Raw genomic sequence first — 21,225 nt, 5'->3', positions numbered from 1 at the left:
GTACAATCTAACTGCATAATAAACGGAAAGGAGTTATTTAAGTGGATCCGATTCTAATAGACTTTCCATCTGAATTCTACACTGAAAGGCTGCATATAAGAATGCCAATGCCTGGAGATGGTAAAGCAGTATATGATGCAATTGTTGCTTCTATCGATGAGCTAAAACAATGGTTACCCTTTGCTCAAAAGACACAAACTGAAGGGAACACAGAAGCAAGTGTCAGAACGGCCCACTGTAGATTTTTAACACGAGAAGATCTAAGGCTACTAATTTTTCTAAAGGGAACGAATCAGTTTATTGGGGTAACGGGGCTGCATAATCCAAATTGGGATATTCCTAAATTCGAAATAGGTTACTGGATTGATAAACGTTATAGTGGTAAGGGATATATGACAGAAGCAGTGCAAGGTATTTCTGATTTTGCATTTGATGAATTAAAGGCTCGAAGGCTTGAAATACGTTGTGATACTTTAAATACTAAAAGTAAGTTGATTCCTGAAAGATTAGGATTTGTGTTAGAAGGTACACTTCGAAATGAAGATATATCAGTTGATGGGAGTGAAATTCGAGATACTTATCTATATGCAAAGATAAACTAATCGTTTCTTCGACCGGGTGACGACTGCTATTTCCATCATATGTAATTTATGATAGAGTATTAGAATATCATAATATTTCCATAGGGGGGGTAGGTGTATGGAAATTAATGGAACAAATAATAAGAGAAGTATACTTCAAGGTTTATTATTATGTTTGATCTTGTGTTCCTTAATAATTAGTGGTTGTACACAAAGCGATGAGAAAGTAGTTAGAGAAACCCTTGATTCGTATCTTGAAAATGTAAAGCAAAAGAAACCTGTACAAGCTTATGAATTATTGAACAAAACTAGCCTTCCTGATCAAGAAAAGTTCACTAAGTCAGTACAAGATCACAATTTGAGTAAGTATGAAATTTTAGAAACAAAAGAAGTTGATAGCAACACATACAAAGTACTAACCCAACTTGTTGTAGATGATCAAAGTGCAGAAATGGTCTTCATATTAAGTAAGCACGATAATAAGTGGAGTATCCTTTTGAATACTGACACAACAAAAGATAATATTACGTTTTAAGCACCAGCTCCACATGGGAAGCATCCCTATGGAGCTGTTTTGCATTGATGTTGCTGTTATTTCAAGACATCCATCAAGATTAGGACTGATATAAATGAATGAATTCATTTTTCCTAGCATATGTAGTGAATTAAGCAAAAATATCCTCAACAAATTGAAGGAGGGAGCATTCTATGGAACTTCAAGAGATCAATCAGAAATTAAAAGAAACAAGAGACGAACTGCTAGACATTCTTAAAGGATTAAGTGGGGATCAATTAAATACACAAAAAGACCCAAACAGTTGGAGTATAAGTCAGGTATGTCAACATCTCAGTAAGACAGAAGAATTATATGTTGCAGCCATATAACGAGGATTAAAGAGCGAAGAAGATTCACTCGTTGACAAAAAACCATTGGAATTTCTGCTTGATCGAAGTAAGAAGCTAGAAGCTCCTAATATTGCTAAACCAACGGATGAATATATAGAATATCAAGAACTTATTGAAAAACTAAACGATTCAAGACAGAAGTTATATGAGACATTGAACAGTGTAGAGGACCCATCAGTGCTGAGTAGGAGATATTTTAAACACCCCGTCTTTAAGGAGATGTTATTAATTGATTGGGTTAGATCACTGTACTTACATGAACAAAGACATATTAAACAAATTGATGAAATTATAGGTGGATTTTGAATTGGGAAGTATATTTACCTAAGTGCAGCTGATTTAAAAGAATGGTTAAAGTCTTCTACAGTACAGAGAAAAGATTATTAAGGGGATTCTTGGATGCATATAAGAGGAATTATACTTGAGGGTTATTCTAATTCAGGGAAAACATCATTATTAAAAACATTAAAGTTAATGCTGTCTCAGGATGAAAGTGCTGAACGAAGCCTTATTGTGCTGGGTGAGCATTATTCCCAAGTATTAAATAATGTTAATGGTGAATTTGTTTCATTAAGTAGATCGGAACATTTAAAGTTACTACAAGAAAGAGTAGAAATGCTAAATAAGTTAAATGAATGGGCTATCGGGCTGGGCCCGTTCTCTCGTAAATCTCGTGGATTGTTTTTTATACTAGAAAGATTTCATTTAAATCATAGAGCAGCCTTTAACAGTTCGTTATGTCATGAAATTGAAGAATTAGAACAAAACTTAGTTGAACTTGGAGCGAAATGTGCGTTATTGACAATTTCAGATGAGATTGTTGAGGAACGGATAATGAGTAGAAATGCTGGGAGATGGCTTGGAAAGTCGAGAGAAGATATTTTAAAGGGATGTAAAGAGTTGATAGATACTCAAATGCTATTAAGGGAACAAGCCAAATTATCGAAAGTGCCTACAATTGTGATAAACACGGATTCGAAAGAATGGGATAATTACGCGAAAAGAATTATTACGTTCACTGATCCTGAGGGATAGTACCGAAAGGAAGTGAGGGGTGAAGCATTAATGAATAAGAGAATTTACTTACCATTCCTACTTTGTTTATTACTAATTGGATGTTCGTCAGCAAAGATGGAAAAGCCAGAAAGTCCTGAAGAACTAGCTCATATTATGAAACTTGCGCTGAATAATGGAGATTACAACAAATTTAATTTGTATTTATCTGAACCTAAAAAAGGGCTTATTAGTATGGAACAGTTTAAAGAATTATCAAAGAGCACAACTGCAGGGGCTGAATATAGAACTTACAGCTATATCAGGATGGAAAATAGAAAAGTCATATTACTTGAAATTATTAAAGATATTTCTAGTGAGGAGTATAAAGTACAGCGAGTAATTGAGGTTCCTGAAGAAATGACGAATATTTTTGATAGTGGTTTGTAATCGGCAATTAGAGCGAAAGTAACAGTATGTAAATGTCAAAAACAGAAAGGGGTAATCCAATTGAATGAACAAAGTCAAAGAAATAAAAAAGCATGGGAGTATCGAGCATACGAATTTTGGCATAAAAGAGATGGAACTCCAGAGGAGTTAGCAAATCGAATATTAGAAAATCCAATCGCATGTCTTAAAAAGCATAAACATTATTTTGAGTATGTTGAAGGTAAAAAAGTTGCTAATCTGTGCGGATCCAATGGAAGGAAAGCTGTCCCCATAGCTTTATTAGGAGCAGAGGTGACCGTATTCGATATTTCTGAGGAAAATAGCAATTATGCCTTAGAAGTAGCTGCAAGTGCAAATACCACAATAGATTATATAGTTACTGATATCTATGAGATTGATCTGAAGAAATACGGAGGATATTTTGACCTTCTTTATTTAGAAGGCGGGATATTACATTATTTTGGTGATCTAGATAAGCTTATGTCTATTCTTTTTGGTTTATTGAAAGATGGAGGGAGCATGATTCTTAGTGACTTCCATCCCTTTAGAAGATGCATTGTTAGCCAAGGGAAAATCGAATATTTTGATCCGGAGCTAAGAAGCGGAGACGTGGCATACAAGGGATTCTTTGACGAAGAGGAGCAGTCGGGTTTCCCTGATACCTCCATCCGTTTGTATACTTTGAGTGAGATCATCAATTCTGTTCTTGCATCAGGTTTTAAATTGAAGAAGTATGATGAACATCGTGGATGGAATAATGAAAATATCCCTTGGGAGTTTACTATATTGGCGGATAAATAAGAATGAGGCTTGAAAACAAGAACAATAGGCGAAATTCAGTCAAGATGGGAGAGACGACAAATGCCGCTAAACGATGATCAATTCCTAGAAATATTAAGAGATCATGGAATTACTGAGGTTCTTGACATTAGGAGGACAGAACGTACTGCTCGAACTCGAGCTTCCCTCCATAAAATAGACGTACACACAGAAGACAATAGAGTTTTATCCCTATTAGAAAAATGTACGATCTCAAACAATATTCCCTACGAAAATACGATATACAAGTATTACTCCAATAAGGAAGTGTCTATTCCAAAGGTTCTGTTCAATGAGTATGATACAGTTGGACAAGAAGGTATATTGCTGATGGAAGATCTGGCCCCGACACATCGCAACATGACAGACTGGGAAGCACCAATTGATTCCGATCGATTAGCAAATATTATTGAAGCGATCACACAGTTTCACGCGGTCTCCTGGGAGACAAGCGAGTTGTCTGTTCCTAGGCATCTGGAGAGTGTGGAGGAATATGTAAAGCACATTTCATTTTTAGAGAGAGACTATCATGAATTTAGAAAGCATCAGACTTATAACCTTGGGGAAGATCAGTTTAGTATTTACGAGGAGAGCTTAGTTCGTTTACGTAAGCATGCCCAAAAGCATATTGATCGCATATCCAGAACTCAAAATACTACATATATACATGGTGATCTGAACGTTGGCAATTTATTATATCCGTTGTTCAGTAATGCAAGACCCTACATCATTGATCTTGAGGCAGTAAAGCTTGGGCTATGTACTGAGGACCTGGTAATGCTATTTGTTCATGATTTATTTCATGGCAGTGAGGAGACCTTACGGATTTTTGATCTGTACTATCATTCACTTCGTAATAAAATCACAGGCGAATACACTTACCATCAATTCATGGAGGATATCGAAATCTCGATCATGGAAGGAGTCTTTTTTCCATTGAAGCTATTTGTGCATCATGGTGTTAGGGATGAGGAGCTTGTATGGAAATCGTTAAATGCTTACAAGTACTTAGTAGGGGTTACGAGATGAGTGACTTGTTATCTGAAGATAATGCCATCCAAGGGGGCAATACTTTGAACAGTGTGGGAACTAATAAGCGGCTGGAAAGTATTCGATTTCTTGTTCAGGAAATGATCATAGCCATAGATAGCGCAGAACAGAGACAGGAAGCATGTGTTCAACTTTACGGGGTATCTAACTTTGCCTCTTTGCTTGCAAAGAAAAGAGGTCTCAATCAGGAAATCGCAGCAATCATTGGCCTTCTTCACGATTATTATTTCTTTAAAACTGGAATAAAAGAGTTTCCTGGTCTAACAGCGCAGAAACGGCAAGACCTCTATTAAGGGATTTGAATATCTTCACCAAAGAAGAACAAATCACAATATTACAGGCGATCTTTTATAGAGGGGACAGAAATAAGATCCATGGTCCTTATGATGAACTCCTAAAAGATGCTTATGTGATGCAGTTATACTTTCAGAATCCGAACTGTAGCTTAACGCAGCAAGATGCCAATAGACTCCGGAATATTTTTCGTGAATTGGCGATTCCAGAAGAGTGTACGGAAGAGGTAGCACACCAAAAGGAAGTGATTCTCCAGAACACGGATAGGCGCAGCAAGTTGGCTGATATAGCTGAAGCACTCGGTAGAGAAAATATAATCGGAGTACACGGAGATCAACGATATCGTGAAATCTGCAAATATTGGCCTGACCAAGATATCTATAAAGTATTGCAGAGTAGTTGGTGCGCTGCATTCGTGTATTACTGTTGTATGCAAGCCGGATTGCTATTGCCGATTCGATACCCGAATGGCATATATCGACTAGCTGGTGTAGGAGCTTGGTTGGAATGGGCCCAGTTGCCTGAAACCGGATTTTTTCATTTTGATAAGCAAAATGGGTTTACTCCACAACGCGGCGATATCGTGATTTATGAAAAATTGCTATCTGATGACTCACATGATCATATTGGTATTGTATTAGCATGCGACGACCATGAAATTTTGGTTGCAGAGGGTAATCGGGATAATCAGAATTACTCTAGCGTTTTCTATAGAAATAGGTGGCATCACATATTGGGTTATATCCGTATAGATAACGGCTATCAATTTGATTTCAACGGTGATTACAATCCCATCATTTCTGGATGAATGAAGGAGTTGATATAAGCGTGAAGATGAGAGAAATGGCAACAGCCTTTTTTTCATATAATGACAAATTACTGATGATGAAGAAGAAGCCGGGAAGAGTTTTTTCGTTTGAGTTCTGGAGTGGAGTAGGAGGGCATTTAGAAGCACAGGAAATAAATCATCCTTATGAAGCTTGCCTTAGAGAAATTGAGGAAGAGACAGGGTTGAAGAAGGGTGACCTATTCAATCTGGAATTAAGATATATATTGTTACGTCAGAAAGACGATGAAATCAGACAACAGTATGTTTACTTCGGGGAGAGTAGGCACACGGACGTGATCAGTTCTGAAGAAGGAGAATTATACTGGATACATAAGAACGATGTAGAGAATTTACAGATTTCTACTATATTGAAGTTCATGCTTCAACACTATAATGAGAATAGACATAAAACAAGTGTTCATGTCGGGACTATGACGATGAGAAATAATGAAGAACCACAAGTACAGTGGACAGAACTAATGGATCCGAAGGTATTTTAGTAATATTGTACAAATTTTAAATGTTTATCGCGTCAAAACTTCAACAATCTGTAATCGTTGAAATTTACTGTCTTTTAAATAGTATATAACTGTCATATAATAGTAAATATATTAATCTATTATTAATGGTAAGGGCTTCAGCAGGCAAGAGCGCCTACATCTTTTCTTCAAATACTAGCATGTAAGGACGGACGGTAAAATGAGCGACAGACAAACCGAAACAGACGTTATCTTAATTGGTGCCGGAATCATGAGTGCGACTTTGGGGACTTTGCTGAAAGAATTAGTACCGGACTGGAAAATTACAGTGTTTGAGAAGCTAGCAAGCGCAGGAGAGGAAAGCTCTAACGAATGGAATAATGCGGGAACGGGGCATGCTGCACTGTGCGAGCTGAATTACACAACCGAAAAGCCGGACGGGTCCATGGATATTAGCAAAGCGATTAAAGTTAATGAACAGTTTCAAGTTTCCATGCAGTTTTGGTCTTATCTTGTAAGCAGCAATCTGATTCGTAACCCGCAAGATTTTATTATGCCATTGTCTCATATGAGTTTAGTAGAAGGGAAAGAAAATGTAGCGTTTTTGAAAAAACGATTTGAAGCGCTATCAAAGAATCCTCTGTTTCAAGGGATGGAATATTCCGATGAGCCAGGAAAGCTGATGGAATGGATTCCGCTTATTATGAAAGGCCGGACATCGAATGAACCTATGGCGGCAACTAAGATTGACTCTGGCACAGATGTGAACTTTGGTGCATTAACGCGCATATTGTTCGACCACTTGAAGAATAAAAACGTCGATATTCATTACAAGCATAGCGTTGATGATCTTAAACGTACTAGCGATGGCTCTTGGGAATTGAAAGTGCGGAATGCTAGCGGTAATGTTGAACGCCATACTGCTAAATTCGTCTTTATCGGCGGCGGGGGAGGAAGTCTTCCTTTGCTCCAAAAGTCAGGTATTCCTGAAGGAAAACATATTGGAGGCTTCCCGATTAGCGGACTATTTATGGTGTGTAATAATCCGGAGGTTATAGCGCAGCATCATGCCAAAGTGTACGGCAAAGCTAAGGTTGGTGCGCCTCCAATGTCTGTTCCGCATCTTGACACAAGATTTATCGATAATCAAAAATCATTGCTCTTTGGACCGTTTGCCGGCTTTACGCCAAAGTTCTTAAAAACGGGTTCCATGTTTGATTTGATAGGTTCTGTAAAACCGAATAATGTTATAACGATGTTGGCGGCAGGTGCCAAGAACCTTTCATTGACAAAGTACCTAATTCAGCAAGTTTTGTTATCGAAAGAAAAGCGCATGGAAGAGTTGCGAGAGTTTATCCCGAGCGCCAAAAGCGAGGATTGGGATTTAATAGTAGCGGGCCAACGTGTGCAAGTTATCAAAGATACTGTTGCTGGTGGCAAAGGGACGCTTCAATTCGGTACGGAAGTTGTTAGTGCCGCTGATGGATCGGTAGCTGCATTGCTCGGTGCTTCTCCGGGTGCTTCTACCGCCGTTTCCGTCATGCTGGAGGTCTTTGAAAAGTGCTTCCCGCAATATCTAAAAGCATGGGAACCGAAAATTAAAGAAATGATTCCTTCTTATGGCATGTCACTTTTGAATAATCCAGAGCTCATCCACGAACTTCATACATCTACAGCGCGGACACTCGGTCTAAACAGTGAACAGCAACCTGTCATGCAGACCGTACAAAAATAAAAGTGAGCTAAGCAGCTCAGACAACAAACGCCCCAGCCCAAGATAAGAGTTATCTAGGGTTGGGGTGTTATGTTAATGGAGAATATTATATCTCATTATGTGGTCAAGAAAATGTTGAATCCATTCAAATGTTTTTTGAGGATAAAGATCTGAGAGATCGAAGTTATTAATGTGGAGGTTGTAAAGGGATGGAATTAAATATCAATGATATCGAATTATTAAAGAAAGCTGAGAATGTTATTGAAGGCAATTTTGATCATACAAACTATAATCATACAGTTGGTGCAGCTGTACGCTGCAAGAACGGGAAAATATTTGTTGGAGTTAATCTTGATGGGATACATGGATCATGTGCAGAAGCGATAGCATTAGGTGCAGCCATTACCTCGGGTGAACGTGATTTTGAATGCATAGTGGCCGTATATGGAAAGGAACAACCTCATCATGTGTTACCACCTTGCGGAAATTGCAGACAATTGATATATGAATATGCACCTGAAAGCTTTGTAATATTACAAACCGAAGGAAAATATCAAAAGATAAGAATCAAGGAATTATTACCTCATCCATGCTTATAAAATGATCGTAAGTATACGGGGGGGAAGGTCAATCATGATACAATTCAAAAAATTACATGGGATAATTTTATTCAATGTATTGAGTTGAAGGTTACGGAAGACCAAAATAAGTTTATATCCTCAAACCAACATGCACTTGCTGAAGCTTATGTAGCTTTAGATGAAGGCCAAGATATTATAACTTTTGCAATATATAACGACGAAAATATGGTTGGTTTTATAATGATGTATTATGATGACGGAGATGGAAACTTTGATAATAGCTGTTACGGTGTTTTTAAAATAATGATTGATAAGCGGTATCAGGGTAAGGGATACGGCAAAGAAGCCATGAAGAAAGCAATTGAGTTTATGAGAACCTCGCATAAAAGAGCTAGGGTAGTTGAACTCACTTATAAGCCAGATAATGTAGTGGTCAGAAATCTTTATGCCTCACTTGGATTTGTAGAGACAGGTAAGATGTTGGAATGCGGTGAAGTTTACGCTGAATTAGTTTTGTAATGCTTGTTTGAATAAATTATCAAGACGGGGATAGTGATTTTTATGAGACAAGTGATAGTTATATTCTTACTGATCATTATTACTGGATGTCAGAGCAAGCCTGATCCCGTTGATTTGAATCCGACATCATTGTCTGAAGCCTATCCAGGAAACATCACAGAGGTAGATAAGTTTGAATTGTTGGATGGTTCTTCTGGGGAAAGAAAATTCATAGAAGATCAAGTAGTCATTGAACGATGGATAAGCAAAATTAAGGATATAGAATTAATACCTGACGATAATCAAGAAGGAAGCGTCGGTAATATTTTTAGTATTTGGCTTTATGAAGGAGACGAATTTAAGTTAAGTTTTCTTCCCAATCGAATTAATAACATCTATTATAAGGCCAATGATGAATTTGGAGGGCTTATAATAGAATTATTTGAAGAACAATTTGGGAAAGAGTTCTAAGGAAAGGCGACATAACTTAATAACGTAACTACGATATATCGCTAACTCTCTTAGGTATGCCTCCATGCAAGGCTAAGTGGTGGACCTACCCAGCACATTCGTACCTTAATCCTTTTGGGTTCGTGGATACAAAAGTGTTATATGAAATTCTCTAAGTGCTTAAATGAAAGGAGAAATCTCAATGCGCAGAAGTATATTCGTATTATTAATATTTCTATTTCTTGTGGCTTGCAGCTCGGACACTTTACCAACAATAGATGACTTTGAAGTACGTGTTAGCACTCCTAGCAAGACAGCAAAGATTAACGAAGAAATTGAAGTTATTACTGAGTTAGTCAATAAGTCCAATAAAACATTTTTGATTCAACACTCGGATCCTTTAGTAACTGTCCAGGCATATGATGAGGCGAATAAGCCGATGATTAAGTATCTTACGAGAGATGATATAGGAATGAGCCACATGTTCAAATCAAAAGGAACGTATTACCCAGAACGAGAAGAGCATTCTGATGAAAAGCGAACGATCAAATTTGACAAACCTGGTAAGTATAAATTAATTGGAAACGCATCTTTTAGGATTGAGAAAAGTAAAGTAGAGCAGGAGAGATACTCTTTGGAATCCGAACCATATGAAATATTAATTGAAGAGTGAATTGTGAGTTTAAAGGAGGCAACGCACATGAACTACGAGTTGAGGAAATTATCTATAAGCGATGATATGGATATATATGAGATGTTGCAAGAGATACCACGAGATGAAAATGGTTTTATCAATTCAACAAATGGAAGAACCTTTGAAGAATATAAACAATGGCTAACACGTAGTGAAGCTATTTCTAAGGCTGAGGGATTAGAAGATTGGATGGTTCCATCAAATACATATTGGCTATATGCGAATGGATATCCAGTTGGGTTTGGTAAGCTGCGTCACTATTTAACTGAAAAGTTGAGAGAAGAAGGCGGACATGTAGGATATACGATTCGACCAAGTGAGCGGAAGAAAGGGTACGGCAGCATGTTATTGAAATTAATGCTTGAAGAAGCGAAATCAATGAACATTGATAAAGTATTGCTCACCGTTCAGAATAATAACACCAATTCAATTAAAGTTGCTTTGAATAATAACGGAATAATAGAAAGGTCTAATGAAGACAGACATTATATATGGATTGAGTGTTAAGTTGCTAAGACATCGTAAATGCAGAAACTTTGGAAAATCCAAGATAATGAGGGGACATATGAGTAGAGAACAAATAAATCTAATGAATTTCTTTGAGGGATATGTAAGAAACTATAGAAGTCTAAATCTTCATGACGCCAATAAGTCAATGTTTACAATAAGAGAAATAGATTATTTTGCGAGATTGGGTGAATATTTAGGTTACTATTCATTTTTTGAAGATTCCAAACCAGATTTATTAAAAGGTAGATCCAGACCAATGGATTTAGCTTGGTGGAAATGGGACGCACGCGAGAATAAAGAAGAATATCTCTATTTAGTGTTACATCTTGAAAGAGAAAATTTATTTCATAAAGCATATGATACGTTGGATAAGTTATTTAGTGCTTCAGATGAATACTATAAACCTCGTTATGTAATAGGAATACAAAATATTGAGTGTGCGGAAAAAATAGAAGATTTAAATAAGACTATTATTCGTAGAAATGAATTGCAAAAATCAGAAGTACTAATGATATATCGTTATTATGAAGAGGCAAAGAAATATGATCAGGTAGTAGTTTATTATTATGATTCAGATAATAGATTAGTTGAAACAAGAAAAGCCATATCTAAAAGAGATAGTATTGGGTATTGGATGATGTATTTTGAAGAAGATGAAGATTGAAATGTAAGCTCATAGTAGTGGTAGTATCATATAACAACGTATCCAAGTTATGATCCTGCCTCGAAGTCTCAGTTTCTCCAACTCTATATAAGAACGCTTGTACGTAGATTCAAATAAAGGTAAAATATAACTACAATTGAATCTTGGGTGGGCATGGTTTCCCTTCGAGCAAATGCTTTCGAAGTAATTTTCCTTCGGAAAAATTGCACTTTTAACCTACATTGATAATAACAACAAGAGAAAGTAAAAACCCACCCGAAGATTAGCAGCCGAAGGTGGGTTCTTATCCCGTATTAACTCAGAAGGGAATACCCATCCGAGCCAATTGTACTGACCAAGTGTTAGCGCACTTGGTCTTTATTAAATATATAGTACCATATGAAAAAGGATGTATCAAAGCGCTAATTAAATGAATATTGAAACCAATATAAAAGATGTCTAATTTCATAGTAGAGGGATTTCAAATAATTATCCCCATCCTAAAGGAGCGTGCGCTATGCTTGTACATATTGAAGAAAGAGAATCGATTGCCATTATTGGAAAGGTAGGACAAGGTTTATCCGCTGAAGGAAGCAACTGGATACCCGCACTTTGGCAGGAGGCAAACCAAAACTTTAATGAGATCAGAGACTTAGCCAAGATTGACGAAGCCGGTAATATTGTCGGGATATGGGGCGCTATGAGCGATATTTCCGAAACCTTTGAACGATGGGGCGAGCAAGGGAAATATCTAGCGGGTTGCGAAGTGCTTGAAGATTCTGAAGCTCCTGCCGGCTGGACTAAATGGGTGATCCCTTCCTATAAGTACGCAGTAGTGAAATGTAACCAAGAAACTTATCAGGACATATTTACTAATATGGTCCATGAATACTTGCCTAATCATAACTATTCTATAGTTGGGGCGGTACATGAATATTATAACCCTTCGGAAACGAATGGAGATTTATATCTCTATTTTCCCATTGAAAAAATAAGTAAGAATTAATCCGAGAAATCATATATCGGGGCTAACGGTGAAGGAGAGAGATTACTTTGAAAATATATCTAGTCAGACACGGCATGGATGAAGAAGGATTTCGTGGTGGATGGAGCCAACGAGGGCTCATTGAACAAGGGATTATTCAATCGAAGAAGCTAGGGGAGCATCTACATAATAATGATAAACATTACAGAATAAGTACGATTATTAGCAGCGATCTTCCTCGTGCAGTTGAGACAACAAGAGAAATTGAACGATCTCTAAATATAAAAGGCGCATATCTAGAAGAATGGAGAGAAATGAATAATGGAGCTTTAGCTGGAATGCCTAATACAGAAGCTGAAGTACAATTCCCAGGCGTTTATTTTAATACTCTTCGAATGGATACCCCATTTCCTGGCGGAGAGACTCCAATGAACTTCTATAATAGAATCTGTAAATCATTTGATGAACTATGCATGAAGATCGAACATCAAGAACTGGAATCAAATGTTTTGCTAGTTACGCATGGCGGTGTAATTAATGTCTTATATTATTATTTGAACGGTCGTGAATGGACGAATAAATCTGAATTTTATCCCATTGATAACACAAGCGTGCACTCTGTTGAGAAGGGAATAGACGGGTGGAAGCTTCATGAAATGAATATGAAGAACCATTTAGACTATTAACTGTCATTAATATGATCAACAAGAAAATGTAAAAACTCATCCTATGATTGGAAACAGAAGGTGGTTTTTTTGCGCATATATCTATACCATGATGAAAAATATGTATCAAAACGAGAATGAGGTGAAAAGAATGAAATGTAGAATTTTCGTGTTCATCCTAATTCTATCATTTTCGTTTATCGTAGGATGTTCAAAGGAACAAGAGGTATCAAATTCATATGAAGCCAGCGGCCAATACTGGAAAGCCTATGTAAGTCCTGAAGTGCAACAGATAAATGGAATGAACAAGTTCATCATTACTTATCAATATCTTGGATCTCTTGATGATATCAATAAAGCTCAAAAGATCGTGTTTGCTCAAGGGACTCTTTTGGGAACTCAAGTAATAAATGTATTTGATCGTGAGTATAAGGAAGAACTGATGAGGGATGGACAATACTCTCAAGAATATGAAGAGACTTATGGAGTAATTATTGATGATTTAAAGCATAAAAAGACAACTGAATTTAATATTGAATATGCATTATTAAGAGATCAAGGGATGAACACATTTGAAGCAATAAATAAAGACGGAATGAATATACAAGTCCAATGGGAAATGGTTAATGAAAAGTTTGAAGATGAGATTAATATTCGAAGGAATCAATGACATCATCTAGGAGAGTACACAAATGAAAAAAGTAATGATAATAGGCCCGGGAGGTTCAGGTAAATCCACTTTCGCACGTAGACTGGGGGAAATCACCCATTTGCCTGTACATCATTTGGATGCTTATAATTGGAAGCCTGGTTGGATACCTATGCCCAAAGATGAATGGGATGCATTTCAGAAACGATTAGTAGAAGAAGATGAATGGATTATTGATGGGAACTATGGAAGGACATTGGACATTCGAATGGCAAGAGCGGATACCATCATTTTCTTCGATTTACCTCGGTATATTTCTGTATTCAGGGCATGTAAGAGAAGAATTCAATATCACGGCAAAACAAGACCAGACTTAAACGAGGGTTGTCCAGAACGATTAAGCTTTGAATTTATTAAATGGATCTGGAACTATAAAAAAGAGAAACGACCAGAGATACTGAACAAGCTAGAGCCTTACTCTGATACAAAAAACGTGATCATTTTCAGAACATTAAAAGATGTGAATTTATTTCTTGAAAATATACAGCGAACATAATGGACGGTGAATTAGAATGCAGGTTTCATGTTATGAGCTTGATACTGTAGATGATAGAAAACTAAAATTTGCCGTAATTATGGCAAGATATAAGGAGCAATGGATATATGTAAAGCATAAAGAACGAGATACATGGGAGTGCCCAGGTGGAAAAAGAGAAGAAAATGAAACAATTGAGGAAACAGCAAAACGCGAATTAGTTGAAGAAACAGGCGCTCAAGCTTTTGACTTGCGTCCTTTATGTATTTATTCAGTAAAGCGTGATCATGGTGAAGAGTCATATGGTGCATTGTATTATTCTAATGTCACAGATATTGGCTGTTTATCACCCGAATCAGAGATCGGTCAAGTCTCATTCATGAATGAACTACCAAACAAATTGACATATCCAGAAATACTTCCAGAATTATATAATAAAGCATTGCAAGGTATGAGAATGAAGGTTTGATAAGACTATTTTAAAAACTCTAGAAAAGAAGATGATAACTCTGAAAAAAGTCTATGTAGCAATTGTTTTCTTCTTTTTGTTTCCGACCATAACGTATGCTAATTTTGTATGGCCAGCGATGTACATGATAGAGGATGTATATTCGTGGAAGATTATATTGCTAAGTACAGTAATTGAAACACTAGTTATTTGGGGGACAGTAAAGCAGTTTAGTTTATATAAATCCATAATTGTAAGCGTGGTCATGAATGCGACTTCTGCAGTTTGTGGCGCACTCCTCTTACCGATATCCGGGATTATATGGGAGTTCATATATGGGCCGATTAGACAGTTGATTTTTGATTACGGTACTTTTCATTGGAGTACGTGGATCTCAAGTTTTATTCTTGCTGTTTTTATCAATACGATATTGGAATGTTCATCAATACGATGGATCTTTAAAACAAAATTAAGCTTCAAACAGAAACTTTATATTTTCTTAGTGAACGGAGTAACCATAGTATTAGCAGCTATTATGGTTCAACAAAAACATAGTATTTGGTAGGAGATCGGAGATGAGGGGCTTATTTGAAACAAAAATAGTATGAGGGTGAAAATATGCAAAAAAATAAAAAACTGATTTTTTTAGTGCTGTTCCCCATCACGTTAGTCGCTTGTTTTATAGGTTACGGCTGGTATTGGGCGTTCTACGACATTAATAGGCTTACAGGTGGCGAAATCATCGCGCAATCGACTTCGCCTAATGGCACTTATACAGTAAAGGCATATCTTAACAGTGGTGGAGCAACAACAGGTTTCTCTGTCAGAGGGCAACTCTTTATTAATAAGAGTTCCAATAAACCGAAAAATATATATTGGCAATACAGAGAACAAACTGCGGATATCAATTGGTTAGATGATGATACAGTTAACATAAATGGTCATGTTTTGGATCTTCCAAATGATGTATATGATTACAGAAGGCATTAAAAACTGTTCCTTTTAGCAACAATAGTACTTGATATAAGAGGATCCGATCATATAATAGGGGAGTGATTGAGATAAATACAAGTTACTATTTCACAGAAGATGAAACTAGGAGGATTATCAGCCATTTTGGTGAGGACTTTTATAAGAAAGTACATAGGGATATTGAGACTTATGCGGATAGATGGAAATTAACTCGATTTCAATTCATAAATTCATACTCCATAAACTGTGTATTCAAATGCCATTCAGAACTTTACGGCGATGCAGTGCTGAAAATAGGTAATCCCAGTAAACAAGTATATACAGAATTTAATACACTTTGTGAATATAACGGCAGACGATTCTGTAAAGTTTTTGATACTGACCTTGAAAACGGTATCATAATCGAAGAGTGCATCCAACCAGGAATGACACTATAGGAAGGATCGTCGCTTGATAAAAGGCTCTCCGTATTTAGTTCCTTATACGATGGTTTGCATATCGTACCTGCTGAAGCTGAAATATATCCAACTTACATCGAATGGGTAAGCAGAATAACAGAATATATGAGCAATCGCCAAGACTGTAGGGATTTGTATTTGCATATGAAGAAAGCAGAGGACCTATGCCTATCTATTTCTTCTATTTACTCCAAAAACATGCTGCTGCATGGTGATATTCATCCTGAAAATATCTTATTGGGCAGTGATGGGGAGTATATCATAATCGACCCTAAAGGTGTGGTAGGAGATCCTGTATTTGATATTGCACATTACATTGTAAATGAATTTGATGAGGTTATAACTGAGGAACTATATCAAAAAATTAACTACATCATAAATGATCTAGAAATGAGACTTCATATTCCCAATGAAATATTAAGAGAGTGTCTCTATATACAAACTGCAATGACTGTATGTTGGGATGTAGAAGATGGATCGCCACCTACTCTCGACAGAGTTGCTTTTGCTGAAGCTCTTCTTCGCAATTAGTTAGAGTACCAAAGCACTATTTATTTTAAAGGAGATATTATGTCAAAGATCATCTTATTTAGAGGTAAATCTGGAACAGGTAAAACAACTTTGTCCAAAGAACTTGGTAAGAGACTCCAACTCCCTATCTTACATAAGGATGACATATACGATTCGGTTGCGGGTCTGGTACCCGAACATGATAAGAGAAATCACATATGTTTTGATTTTCTTTATCGATTTTTACAAACGGTTATGGATTCCAATGCCTCGATAATACTGGATTACGGTCTGAATAATGTTGATGGCGTACGGACACTAAAGAATTGGGTTGAGGAAAGAGGCGGGGAATTAATAACGATTCTTTGTACATGTAGTGATGAGTCCATTTGGTCCGAGAGACTAGCCGAACGAAGTATTAATCCATTGCCTAATCAACTAATAACTAATCTATCCGAACTAAAAGAATATTATAAGGACCTCAAAACTGAAATTCTAGAAGGAGAATGTGTAATAGATACAGTAATGTCAAAAGAATCATTGATTGTTTTAGTTGAGGCATTTGTTCTGAAGTAATAAAGAGAAATCTCTAGAAGAGAGGAATGATTGAACATGATAGAACTACAGCCAAATGAATTTTATAAGATATCCCCTCTTATCACTCACGAAGAAAATGAAAATATCTTTGTATTTGTTCATTCTGTTATAGATCATAATCAACCAGGTAAGGTATTTGTAAATAATATTGACAATCCAACTGCCGGATTATTGGCTAGTCGTGGGGGGAAGTATTACCTTTTTGGGGATGAAGGAGATCAAGCGTTTAATCAATCATTACTTGACTTTTTAGCCAATCCAGATCATCACGCTAACTTTTATGATTTGTATTTCTCTTCACATACATGGCTTTCTATTGTTAAAGCTCCGTTGAATGAGCATGTAGTAAAACTAAAGAGATCTCACTATATATTCAATAACACAATCCCATTTCCTGATCATCAGGTTAACCAAACACGAGAATGCGTGCTTAAGAGTATGAATGAGCAGTTGTATGATCGATATGTAAATGAAATGGATGATTCATATTCTTTACTCTGGGCTTCTTCACAGGCGTATCTTGAAAGAGCATTTGGTTACTGCTTTATAAATGAATCTGGATTTGTTGGCGCATGCAACACGTTCTATATAGGTGGGGGATATATAGAACCAGATATAATTACATTATCTGATTATAGGAAACAAGGTCTTGCTTATGCACTGTGTCAAAAATTTATTAATCAAAGCTTGCAGCGTAAATTAATCCCTTATTGGGATTGTGATTCTGGCAATGTTGCCTCTAATCAGCTGGCTCTAAAATTAGGTTTTCAAAAAGTTGGAGAAGTGCCGATTCTATGGTGGCATGAAAACAAGCAAGTAATTTCAAAATATTTAATGAAATATAACTATAAGATATAAGATCCAAGCGGCCCAACAGATGCATTTCGGAGGTGACAATTGTGATCATATGGATCAATGGAGCATTTGGGGCTGGAAAAACCCAGACTGCTCATGAATTACAACGAAGAGTTCCGAATTCATTTATTTATGATCCTGAAAATGCAGGGTTCTTCCTACAGAAGAATATTCCCACTGGGATTAAGCTGAATGATTTTCAAGATTATCCGTTGTGGCGTGAAATAAATTATGCAACGCTAAAATATCTGAACGATCATTATGATGGGACCATTATAGTGCCAATGACCATCGTAAATCCTCAATATTTTGATGAAATCGTCGGCAAATTAAGAAGAGAAGGCGTAACTGTTCATCATTTTGCATTATGTGCTACGGAAGAAGTCTTACTGAAAAGATTGCGAAGCAGAGGAGAAGGAAGAAATACATGGCCTGCTCAACAAATAAAAAGATGCATAGAGGGGCTGTCTAATCCCATATTTGAGTCCCACCTCGATACAGATCATATGGCAATCGATGATGTCGTGACACATATAGCATCTACATTAAATATCAGTCTGTTACCTGATAACAGAGGGGAATTTAAAAAGAAATATGACAGATTGATCACACAACTAAAGCAAATGCGATTTATGAATTAACAACGTAATTACGCTGCAGAGGTGATATTTCTGAGATTTCTTAGAATAAGTATATTGCTTCTTTTAATTACTATAATAACTTCTTGCCACAACGTCACAATGGAAAAACAATTACCAGATGAACTCATTAAACCGATCATTACAGTCGATGAGCAAGTTATTGAGTATCAAATTGGACAATACTGCTGGTTTGGAACCAATTCAGAACAAGGAATCTGCGGTGATCCGCCTCATCCAGATATTTTTAATGAACAGATTAAAGATGATGCCATCACGCTTAACCCTGATAGTAAGATTGAAGTTAAGTTTTCGATAAAACCGGAGAAATTGATATTCGTTAGAAATAATCCTGACGGTACTCAAGAACAAATAAGTAGCAACGGTAGAAAATATTCATTGCCGCGATCTCCGGGATATTATCAATATGAACTGTCAGCAGAATGGGACGAGAAGAATACAGCTTCTTATCATTTTGGGATCATAATTGTAGAGTAAGTGAGCAACTATAGACTATAAAAATTTGCAGAGGTAATCATGGAAGAACAACTATCCAAATACAAAAAATACATTAAAGAAAAATACCCTAATCTCGAAATCAACGACATGCAGGCCAACCTTACGGATGGTCTTCATAATGATGTTATCGTAATCAATGATCATGATGTGTTTCGATTTTCAAAGCACGATTTTAGTAGAAGTCTATTATCCAACGAGTACAAGGTGCTTCAGATTGTTAAACAGTTTGTTGACATACCTGTACCGAATCTGGAAATGGTTGATGAAGGCGTTTCAAGGTATTCCTATATTAAGGGAAATCCTATTTATAGGAGCAATATCTTGAGTTTGCCCGAGGACCTTCAAGATCAGATGGCGGAACAACTTGGCCGATTTTTATATCAGCTGCATTCCATTCCGATGAGTACCGTTGAAGAAAATAATATTAGTCCGTTTCCTGGTAATGGAACACGAGAGTCATATATAGATCTGTATTCAAGAATCGAGGCCAAACTGTTCCCACATATGAAGAGCTATGTCAGAGAGTGCATTCAACAAATATTTAGTCCTATATTTAAGAGCGATGATTTCCTTCATTACAGTCCGACATTAATTCACGGGGATTTGGCTCCATACCACATCATAGAAGAATCAAACCGAGTTGTTGGAATAATTGATTTCGGTGTGGCTGGATATGGTGATCCTGCTCACGATGTCGGTGTTATTCTGGATACATTAGGCGAGGGATTTACTAAGATAATGGGTAAGTACTACGAGGGTATGGACTCATTTATGGATAGGTCAAGATTCTATGCTAAAGTATCTTCAATAAGATGGGCACTCATCGGATATGAAAATAATGATGTGTCGTGGCACTTGAATCACTTTTTTACTGCAAAAGATATAGGCCCATATGGTAGAGAGTTGATGGCCCTTGGTCGTTAGGGCAATAAGGCAAGCGACATACTCGCATGGAAAATGAATCAGAAAAGGTTGTGGATCTATGACATATCCGTTTGATTGCATAACCGAATTCATGTTTTTTGAAACTAATATCGAACCAGCAGATGTCATCTTAATTCCTGGTGGAAGCCAGCCGCAGCTAATGGAAAGGGCAGCAGAATTATACCACCGGAAGATGGCACCTTATATTTTGCCGTCCGGCGGACCTACAGCAAAAGTAGAGACAACAGAGTGGGAGTTCCTACGCGACATTGGGGTAGGTCTTGGTGTACCTGAAGATGCGATATTACGGGAAGATCAGGCAACGAATACATTTGAAAATGCTAGACTGTCATGGGAAGTACTTCAACAGCATCGGATTCATCCTCAAAAGGCAATATTAGTGAGCAAGAGTTATCATGCAAGACGCGCCTTGCTTACATACCAAGTCTATTTTCCGAGAGAAACTCATTTCTATGTAAGCCCAGTCACGGATAAGACGGGAATAACAAAAGATAATTGGTTCTTGGAAGAACAGAAGATCAGAACTGTGATGAATGAGCTAACCAAAGTGGGTCAATACTTTGCACACCATATTCCGAACTGGATTAAAGGGGAGATTTAATAATGGGTGCAATTGTATTCATATTAATAATTCTCACTTTTTCTCAGATACTTTTAAGATTGTGGATTGTTGGAACCGAAAAAGAAGAAATTGCAGAAGAGGGCAAGGATATTAGTCTATGGGGGAAAGTTATTCTAGCAGTCATTAGTTTGATTACTTTCATTGTTATCATTGCTGTAGATAGCGCGGAAGGCAAGGCTATCAAGTGGTTTTGGATGATACTAATCATTGCTGCAAATGGCTTTCAGTCCTTTATAGATTGGAAGTATCTAAAGGGCTCGAAACAATACATGGTATCGCTTATCGTGCTACTCATTGGAGTAACTATGGTTTATTATCTTTATTAATAATATGGGA

Annotated in this window: 30 protein-coding genes and 1 pseudogene; all 31 read left to right on the top strand. The window is 36.9% G+C overall.

Annotation, left to right across the window (positions count from 1 at the left end):
* Window positions 1-41 precede the first annotated feature (41 nt).
* The 31 genes and pseudogenes from ACXX53_RS04270 (at window position 42) to ACXX53_RS04120 (ending at window position 21,215) form a co-directional block, all read left to right on the top strand.
* On the top strand, window positions 42-602 hold the full coding sequence (locus ACXX53_RS04270) for a GNAT family N-acetyltransferase (protein WP_458567340.1): 561 nt from the start codon (window positions 42-44) through the stop codon (window positions 600-602).
* Window positions 603-699: 97 nt separating this feature from the next.
* Window positions 700-1,116 carry a hypothetical protein gene (locus tag ACXX53_RS04265; RefSeq protein ID WP_458567339.1) on the top strand — a complete coding sequence of 139 codons (417 nt, stop codon included), beginning with the start codon at window positions 700-702 and terminating at the stop codon, window positions 1,114-1,116.
* A gap of 173 nt (window positions 1,117-1,289) precedes the next feature.
* A pseudogene (locus ACXX53_RS04260) lies at window positions 1,290-1,793 on the top strand (DinB family protein).
* Between the two features lie 93 nt (window positions 1,794-1,886).
* Entirely contained in the window at window positions 1,887-2,522 is a 636-nt protein-coding gene (locus tag ACXX53_RS04255; protein ID WP_458567338.1) for a hypothetical protein, read from the top strand.
* Window positions 2,523-2,552: 30 nt separating this feature from the next.
* Window positions 2,553-2,930 (top strand): hypothetical protein, encoded by a 378-nt coding sequence (locus ACXX53_RS04250; protein ID WP_458567337.1) that lies wholly within the window; start codon window positions 2,553-2,555, stop codon window positions 2,928-2,930.
* A 60-nt stretch (window positions 2,931-2,990) separates the two neighbouring features.
* Window positions 2,991-3,731, top strand: a complete 741-nt coding sequence (locus ACXX53_RS04245; protein ID WP_458567336.1) for a class I SAM-dependent methyltransferase — start codon at window positions 2,991-2,993, stop codon at window positions 3,729-3,731.
* Window positions 3,732-3,791: 60 nt separating this feature from the next.
* Window positions 3,792-4,778 (top strand): phosphotransferase, encoded by a 987-nt coding sequence (locus ACXX53_RS04240; RefSeq protein ID WP_458567335.1) that lies wholly within the window; start codon window positions 3,792-3,794, stop codon window positions 4,776-4,778.
* A complete protein-coding gene (locus ACXX53_RS04235) occupies window positions 4,775-5,092 on the top strand; it encodes a hypothetical protein (RefSeq protein ID WP_458567334.1) in 318 nt (105 codons plus the stop codon). The genes ACXX53_RS04240 and ACXX53_RS04235 overlap by 4 nt, the downstream gene beginning before the upstream one ends.
* Before the next feature lie 5 nt (window positions 5,093-5,097).
* The gene (locus ACXX53_RS04230) at window positions 5,098-5,901 is read left to right on the top strand and encodes a CHAP domain-containing protein (RefSeq protein WP_458567333.1); all 804 of its coding nucleotides are present in this window, start codon (window positions 5,098-5,100) and stop codon (window positions 5,899-5,901) included.
* Window positions 5,898-6,422: an NUDIX domain-containing protein gene (locus ACXX53_RS04225; RefSeq protein ID WP_458567332.1), complete on the top strand. Its 525-nt coding sequence runs from the start codon at window positions 5,898-5,900 to the stop codon at window positions 6,420-6,422. The genes ACXX53_RS04230 and ACXX53_RS04225 overlap by 4 nt, the downstream gene beginning before the upstream one ends.
* Before the next feature lie 199 nt (window positions 6,423-6,621).
* Window positions 6,622-8,136, top strand: a complete 1,515-nt coding sequence (locus ACXX53_RS04220; RefSeq protein ID WP_458567331.1) for a malate:quinone oxidoreductase — start codon at window positions 6,622-6,624, stop codon at window positions 8,134-8,136.
* Window positions 8,137-8,324: 188 nt separating this feature from the next.
* Window positions 8,325-8,714: a cytidine deaminase gene (locus tag ACXX53_RS04215; protein ID WP_458567330.1), complete on the top strand. Its 390-nt coding sequence runs from the start codon at window positions 8,325-8,327 to the stop codon at window positions 8,712-8,714.
* An 84-nt stretch (window positions 8,715-8,798) separates the two neighbouring features.
* Window positions 8,799-9,215, top strand: a complete 417-nt coding sequence (locus ACXX53_RS04210) for a GNAT family N-acetyltransferase (protein WP_458567329.1) — start codon at window positions 8,799-8,801, stop codon at window positions 9,213-9,215.
* A 42-nt stretch (window positions 9,216-9,257) separates the two neighbouring features.
* Entirely contained in the window at window positions 9,258-9,665 is a 408-nt protein-coding gene (locus tag ACXX53_RS04205) for a hypothetical protein (protein ID WP_458567328.1), read from the top strand.
* A gap of 181 nt (window positions 9,666-9,846) precedes the next feature.
* A complete protein-coding gene (locus tag ACXX53_RS04200; RefSeq protein ID WP_458567327.1) occupies window positions 9,847-10,317 on the top strand; it encodes a hypothetical protein in 471 nt (156 codons plus the stop codon).
* A 27-nt stretch (window positions 10,318-10,344) separates the two neighbouring features.
* Window positions 10,345-10,845, top strand: a complete 501-nt coding sequence (locus ACXX53_RS04195; RefSeq protein ID WP_458567326.1) for a GNAT family N-acetyltransferase — start codon at window positions 10,345-10,347, stop codon at window positions 10,843-10,845.
* Window positions 10,846-10,903: 58 nt separating this feature from the next.
* Window positions 10,904-11,512: a hypothetical protein gene (locus ACXX53_RS04190; protein WP_458567325.1), complete on the top strand. Its 609-nt coding sequence runs from the start codon at window positions 10,904-10,906 to the stop codon at window positions 11,510-11,512.
* 496 nt (window positions 11,513-12,008) lie between these two features.
* Window positions 12,009-12,497 carry a GyrI-like domain-containing protein gene (locus tag ACXX53_RS04185; RefSeq protein WP_458567324.1) on the top strand — a complete coding sequence of 163 codons (489 nt, stop codon included), beginning with the start codon at window positions 12,009-12,011 and terminating at the stop codon, window positions 12,495-12,497.
* Window positions 12,498-12,544: 47 nt separating this feature from the next.
* The gene (locus ACXX53_RS04180; RefSeq protein ID WP_458567323.1) at window positions 12,545-13,162 is read left to right on the top strand and encodes a histidine phosphatase family protein; all 618 of its coding nucleotides are present in this window, start codon (window positions 12,545-12,547) and stop codon (window positions 13,160-13,162) included.
* 148 nt (window positions 13,163-13,310) lie between these two features.
* Window positions 13,311-13,811 (top strand): hypothetical protein, encoded by a 501-nt coding sequence (locus ACXX53_RS04175; protein WP_458567322.1) that lies wholly within the window; start codon window positions 13,311-13,313, stop codon window positions 13,809-13,811.
* A gap of 22 nt (window positions 13,812-13,833) precedes the next feature.
* A complete protein-coding gene (locus ACXX53_RS04170; RefSeq protein ID WP_458567321.1) occupies window positions 13,834-14,346 on the top strand; it encodes a DNA topology modulation protein in 513 nt (170 codons plus the stop codon).
* A 16-nt stretch (window positions 14,347-14,362) separates the two neighbouring features.
* Window positions 14,363-14,794, top strand: coding sequence for an NUDIX hydrolase (locus ACXX53_RS04165; RefSeq protein ID WP_458567320.1), 432 nt, complete (start codon window positions 14,363-14,365; stop codon window positions 14,792-14,794).
* 597 nt (window positions 14,795-15,391) lie between these two features.
* Complete coding sequence (locus ACXX53_RS04160; RefSeq protein WP_458567319.1) at window positions 15,392-15,763, top strand: DUF5412 domain-containing protein; 372 nt, start codon at window positions 15,392-15,394, stop codon at window positions 15,761-15,763.
* A 545-nt stretch (window positions 15,764-16,308) separates the two neighbouring features.
* Window positions 16,309-16,734, top strand: a complete 426-nt coding sequence (locus ACXX53_RS04155; protein ID WP_458567318.1) for an aminoglycoside phosphotransferase family protein — start codon at window positions 16,309-16,311, stop codon at window positions 16,732-16,734.
* A 39-nt stretch (window positions 16,735-16,773) separates the two neighbouring features.
* Window positions 16,774-17,289 carry an AAA family ATPase gene (locus tag ACXX53_RS04150; RefSeq protein WP_458567317.1) on the top strand — a complete coding sequence of 172 codons (516 nt, stop codon included), beginning with the start codon at window positions 16,774-16,776 and terminating at the stop codon, window positions 17,287-17,289.
* Between the two features lie 36 nt (window positions 17,290-17,325).
* A complete protein-coding gene (locus ACXX53_RS04145; RefSeq protein ID WP_458567316.1) occupies window positions 17,326-18,168 on the top strand; it encodes a GNAT family N-acetyltransferase in 843 nt (280 codons plus the stop codon).
* Between the two features lie 41 nt (window positions 18,169-18,209).
* Window positions 18,210-18,806, top strand: coding sequence for an AAA family ATPase (locus tag ACXX53_RS04140; protein WP_458567315.1), 597 nt, complete (start codon window positions 18,210-18,212; stop codon window positions 18,804-18,806).
* Between the two features lie 99 nt (window positions 18,807-18,905).
* Window positions 18,906-19,301, top strand: a complete 396-nt coding sequence (locus ACXX53_RS04135; protein WP_458567314.1) for a hypothetical protein — start codon at window positions 18,906-18,908, stop codon at window positions 19,299-19,301.
* A 39-nt stretch (window positions 19,302-19,340) separates the two neighbouring features.
* The gene (locus tag ACXX53_RS04130; RefSeq protein ID WP_458567313.1) at window positions 19,341-20,246 is read left to right on the top strand and encodes a phosphotransferase; all 906 of its coding nucleotides are present in this window, start codon (window positions 19,341-19,343) and stop codon (window positions 20,244-20,246) included.
* A gap of 58 nt (window positions 20,247-20,304) precedes the next feature.
* Window positions 20,305-20,868: a YdcF family protein gene (locus ACXX53_RS04125; RefSeq protein ID WP_458567312.1), complete on the top strand. Its 564-nt coding sequence runs from the start codon at window positions 20,305-20,307 to the stop codon at window positions 20,866-20,868.
* A gap of 2 nt (window positions 20,869-20,870) precedes the next feature.
* The gene (locus ACXX53_RS04120) at window positions 20,871-21,215 is read left to right on the top strand and encodes a DUF4181 domain-containing protein (protein ID WP_458567311.1); all 345 of its coding nucleotides are present in this window, start codon (window positions 20,871-20,873) and stop codon (window positions 21,213-21,215) included.
* Window positions 21,216-21,225: the final 10 nt, after the last annotated feature.

It is taken from the genome of Paenibacillus marinisediminis (assembly GCF_054343325.1).
This window is presented reverse-complemented; position numbering and strand designations above follow the sequence as displayed.